The organism is Campylobacter sp. CNRCH_2016_3089 (genome assembly GCF_025772505.1).
Lineage (GTDB): Bacteria > Campylobacterota > Campylobacteria > Campylobacterales > Campylobacteraceae > Campylobacter_D > Campylobacter_D lari_D.
On sequence record NZ_JAKMSF010000022.1, the window covers coordinates 1 to 5,090 of the forward strand.

Annotated in this window: 5 protein-coding genes and 1 pseudogene; all 6 read left to right on the forward strand. The window is 26.7% G+C overall.

What is annotated here, in order from left to right:
* Positions 1 to 436, forward strand: a pseudogene (locus tag L8W69_RS08900) (hypothetical protein); the annotation flags it as partial.
* Between the two features lie 10 nt (positions 437 to 446).
* A complete protein-coding gene (locus L8W69_RS08905) occupies positions 447 to 1,400 on the forward strand; it encodes an ankyrin repeat domain-containing protein (protein ID WP_263666952.1) in 954 nt (317 codons plus the stop codon).
* A gap of 46 nt (positions 1,401 to 1,446) precedes the next feature.
* Entirely contained in the window at positions 1,447 to 1,926 is a 480-nt protein-coding gene (locus L8W69_RS08910) for a hypothetical protein (RefSeq protein WP_263666953.1), read from the forward strand.
* 128 nt (positions 1,927 to 2,054) lie between these two features.
* Entirely contained in the window at positions 2,055 to 3,122 is a 1,068-nt protein-coding gene (locus L8W69_RS08915) for an AAA family ATPase (protein WP_263666954.1), read from the forward strand.
* Positions 3,122 to 3,805 carry a DUF4276 family protein gene (locus L8W69_RS08920; RefSeq protein WP_263666955.1) on the forward strand — a complete coding sequence of 228 codons (684 nt, stop codon included), beginning with the start codon at positions 3,122 to 3,124 and terminating at the stop codon, positions 3,803 to 3,805. The genes L8W69_RS08915 and L8W69_RS08920 overlap by 1 nt, the downstream gene beginning before the upstream one ends.
* Positions 3,802 to 5,052 (forward strand): hypothetical protein, encoded by a 1,251-nt coding sequence (locus tag L8W69_RS08925; protein WP_263666956.1) that lies wholly within the window; start codon positions 3,802 to 3,804, stop codon positions 5,050 to 5,052. Before L8W69_RS08920 ends, L8W69_RS08925 begins: the two co-directional genes overlap by 4 nt.
* Positions 5,053 to 5,090 lie beyond the last annotated feature (38 nt).

The following is a 5,090-nucleotide window of genomic DNA, read 5'->3' on the forward strand; positions in this document are numbered from 1 at the left end:
CAAAGATCAAGCTTTAACAGAACAAATAAGCTTTGAATTAAAACTCGCTAGAGAATATGAACTTGATTATTTATTTTTATGCAATCACTATACTGAATTAAAAGAGAATATAGCAGGAGGTAATGTAACTGCAAAAAATGAAAAAGAACTCAAATTAAAAGAAATCCAAAATCATGATGACAAAAAAAAGAAAGACTATAAAACAAATACCAAAAATCTTACAAAATTTGATGAGCGGTATGATTGGGGAGCAAGAAGAGGTTTTATCTACCATAGGCATTTCCACAGGAGCATAAAAACAGTTTTTAAAGAAATGTATCTACATCACATAAAAGGAGCAACACCTAATAAAATCATGATAAAAAGATTAAATTTAAACAATCCTGCTAATATAGAAGAGGAATTAAACAAAAACAAACAAATACAAAAAAACTAAAGGAAAAACAATGAAAACATTAGAAGATATCAAAGCTATGAGTTTTGAAAAAAAAATGCAAATTCAAAAACAATTATTTGATTTTATTAGTAATAATGACTTAGAAAATGTTAAAAATCTTTTAAAAGATTATCCCATAAAAGAAAGCTTTTATGAGGCGCATTTTAAAAACAAAAACAGCAAGGATGATTTGTCTTTGTTTGATCCTTGCACAACTATAGTAAGAGCTGCATTTACTTGTGGAAATTATGATAATGATTTTTCTATTTTAGATTATTTATTTGATGAGTATGGTTTAAGTTTAAAAGATCCTAAATACAATCTTCGCTTTGTAGATATGAAACATATCAAAGAAGCTAATGATAAATATATTTTAATGAAAAAAGTAGAAGGAAATAGCATTATTTACAAAAACGCTCTAATCTACGCATATATACTCAATGCTAAAAACCCAAATTCTCAAATCATACAATATCTAGTCAATCGTGGAGCTAAATTTGAAGTGCATGATGAAGGATATTCCGGTAGGACTCCTATGCATTTTTGGGTTATGCAAAATAATTATGAATTATTAGAACTAGCTATTAAAGGAGGGGCTAATGTGGATATGCAAACTTTTAGTAAATTAAGAAAATGCAATAATGAAACCCTTTTATTTGAAGCTGTAAGCGAACCTGAAACTTATAAGGTTACAAAGCTTTTAATCGAACTAGGAGCTAATGTAAATTTTGTCACCCCAACCACCCCTTTAGATATCGCAAGAGGATCTAGAAATAAAAAGCTTTTAAAAGATGCAGGAGCAATGACTTCAGAGCAAATTAGAAAAAAATATAATTTACCAGCATATGATTCTTCTCATTGTAAAATTGATGGAAAAACTGATTTTGATTTATTAGGTAAATATCATGATGAATACTCCAAACTTTTAAACGATGCCATAAAAAAGGCCAAGGAGAATGAGTAGAGTGATAAAAATTAACTTTAGGTAAAATAAATTACAAGGAAAGATAATGAAAAATAAAATTTTATTAGATGAAGATATACAAGAAGCGTTTAATTACTATCTTGAAAATGATAGTTATTTAAAAGGTGCTTTAGATGGTTTAAAAAAACATAAACGAAGAACTTTCATAAGTAACATCTTAAGTTATGAATATAAAAATTTAGTAGAAAACAACAACTTAAAATTTGATGAAAAAGATAAGGTTGTTTTACCATCTAATCTAATCACTATTTTAAACTATGATAAAAAAAATTTTAATGGGACGATTCTTCGAAATTTTATAAATGATTTGGAATTTGAATTAGAACATATAGAAATGGAACTTTATGATAATCCTGCTGATTTTGAAGGAGGAGATTATTATAGTGAAGATAGCGAATGTGATGAGGATTATACAGTGGAAGATTGGGTAGAAGATCAAGTAAAAGATATAAAAGATTTTATTGATGCTTTGAAAGCTTTTAAAATGCTATTTAGTGCTAATTAAGTATTGTAAATTTTATAGATTATAAATATAATAGTGATAAATATCGTCTCTTATTAAATAAAGCAATAAAAAGGCTAAAGGTAATAGAAAAAATAATCAACTTCAATATTAGAAGCTAAAGGATATAAATGCTAAATAACATAACAATCAAAGGCTATAAATCTATAAAAGATTTATCCGAATTTGAACTTAAAAATTTAAATATCTTAATCGGTGCAAATGGTGCAGGTAAAAGTAATTTTATCTCGGTATTTAAAATGCTTAATGCATTGTTTAATAAAAATTTGCAATTTTATACACAAGATAAAGGACCTGATAGTTTTTTGTATTTTGGTAGAAAAGAAACCGAAAAATTGCATTTTGACTTTGTTTTTAACCCAAATAGATATAAAGTAGATATCGTAGCCACGCAAGAAAACAAAATGCTTATACAAAAAGAAAGAATTTATTTTGGTCCTCACGAATACATTATAGGAGAGAATGTATACGAAAGTAATATTTCTGAAGCAAAAGAATATTCTAGATCCAAAGCAGTTGCTGATTATACTATAAGCGAAATTAAAAAATGGAAGCTTTATCATTTTCATGATACTGGAGATACATCTAAAATGAAAAGTATATGTGATGCAAATGATAATCTTATTTTCAAAGAAGATGCACAAAATATAGCAGCTTATCTTAAAATGCTCCATGATAACTACAACAAACATTATGAACAAATTTTAACTACTATACAAGATATTGCTCCTTTTTTTGGGGGATTTATTTTTAGAAATAGTGATAATATACAATTAGAATGGCATCATAAAAACGATCCTGATACTCCTTTCAAAGCACATATGCTTTCTGATGGAACTTTAAGGTTTATATGCTTAGCTACTTTATTACTTCAGCCTTTTGAGCTAATGTCAGGAACAATTATTATCGATGAGCCTGAATTAGGACTACATCCTTATGCGTTAAAAATTTTAAGCGAGATCATTAAAAGAGTAGCTCAAGAAAAACAACTCATTATTTCTTCTCAATCTGTAGAACTGATAAATCATTTTGAAGCACAAGATATTATAGTTGTAGATAAAGAAGGTGATCAATCTATTTTTACAAGAATGGACAATGAAAAACTACAAACTTGGCTTGAAGAATACACACTTGGAGAAATTTGGGCTAGTAATCTTATAGGTGGGAGGCCAAAATAATGTCAGATATTACAAGATGCTATGTAATTTGCGAAGGACAAAGTGAAGAAAAATTTATCAATGAAACTTTAAGTCCGTATTTTCACAATGTCAAAATTTATCTCACTCCACTTACAATACCTACATCTAAAGGACACAAAGGCGGTGCGCTTTCGTATGATAGAGTGGTTGATTTTATTGTTAAAAAATTAAAACAAGACACACAAGCTTTTATGACAACTATGTTTGATTATTATGGATTAGATGATGAATTTTTAAAAGAAAATAAAGCTAATACTGATATATATGAATATATTGAAAAAATACAAAAAGATTTTGATGAAGCAATTAAACAAAAATGCGATACAAATAAATTTTTTAGCTATATACAACCACATGAATTTGAAAGTTTGCTTTTTAGTGATATTACAAAAATCATTGAAGCAGACGCTGAATGGGATGAAAAACTCATTTGCGAATTAGAATGTATTATCGAAAAATACAATAATCCAGAATTCATCAACAATAGCAAGGAAACAAGTCCGTCACACAGGCTAAAAAAGATTTTTTCTTCTCCTAGCTATAAAAAAGTTTTGCATGGTAGCAAGATCGCAAAAGAAATTGGTATAGACAACATAAGATTAAAATGTCAACACTTTAACAAATGGTGTGAAAAAATTGATGCTTTGAAAGCTTTTAAATGAAACAAACATTAAGTGCCAATCAAATTAGCTTTCATCTTTTATCTAAAAAAACTTTTAGTGATGAAAAATACCTTAACGCTTGGAGTTTAAAAGGTAATCGCCTTAATTTACAAGAATGGCTTGATTTTAAAAAAGCTAATGAAAATAATTTTTATAATAAACATTTAGAAAATACCTTAAAAGCTATACAAGAACTTAAAGCTTGTTTTAGTATTGATCAATTTGAGGGTATAAATCTACACAGTGAGGATGAATGGTTAAATTTTTTACCTTCAAATTATACTCAAATTTATAATCGTTTATGTAGGGATAAAAGCAAATACATTTTACATCGATACTATCAAAAGGATGAATTAAGTGAAATAGGAACTCTTAAAAACCTCTCCCCTAATTTACCTTTTTGGGATGAAAAAGGAGAAAATTTTTCTCAAAGCCAAATCAATACTTTTATAGAAAAAGATAATTTAGCACCCTACTTTAATAAATATGATATTTATTTTAATTCTTCATTATGCCTTACTTTTAATCTTAATGATGAAAATTTAAATTATCTAGTAAAAAATTATGAAGATAGACTTAATTATGGCTTTATCTCAAAAACTCAAGAACAACTTCAAAAAGAGTTAAATTTAAGCAAAGAAGACAAAATCATCTTAGAACTTGAAAATATTTTTTTAAGTCTTTGTAAAGGCATAAGTGCTGATTATGCCTTTATGGATTTTTCTTATTTTTTTGCAGGGTATGATTATATATTAAATTCTAAAAATAATACTTTAAAATCTTACCCTATTAGTTATAATGATTTAATTTGCAAAAGAAGCTTTAAAGAGCATATAGAAGAATATGCAAATAATTATTTTTTAAATTATTATTCTAAAGAACTTTTAAATGAACTTGAAAATCAAAACTTAAATAACAATAGAATAAATCATTATCTTAAAAACTATAATAAAATTCCAAAAAACACAGAAGAAGAAAACATACAAGGTATGCTTTCTAAGCAAAAAAATGTAAATATCAACTTTGTAAATTTTATAGATTATAAAGACTATGTTTATAATAACAAAGATGATTTTTGGAATTTCTCATTAGAAAAAAACTCTATACTTTGGCAAAAATTTCTAAGCAAGGATACCATAAAACCTTTTCCTTCAAATTTTGATTGTTCTTTGGAAGAAAAACTTCTTTATGCTAAAGATGAGCAATTAGAAAGCATACTTCAAACCCACAAGGCTTTTTATGGCTAAAAAAAGAAAAATAACTCTTCCTAGAATAAAAGATATTG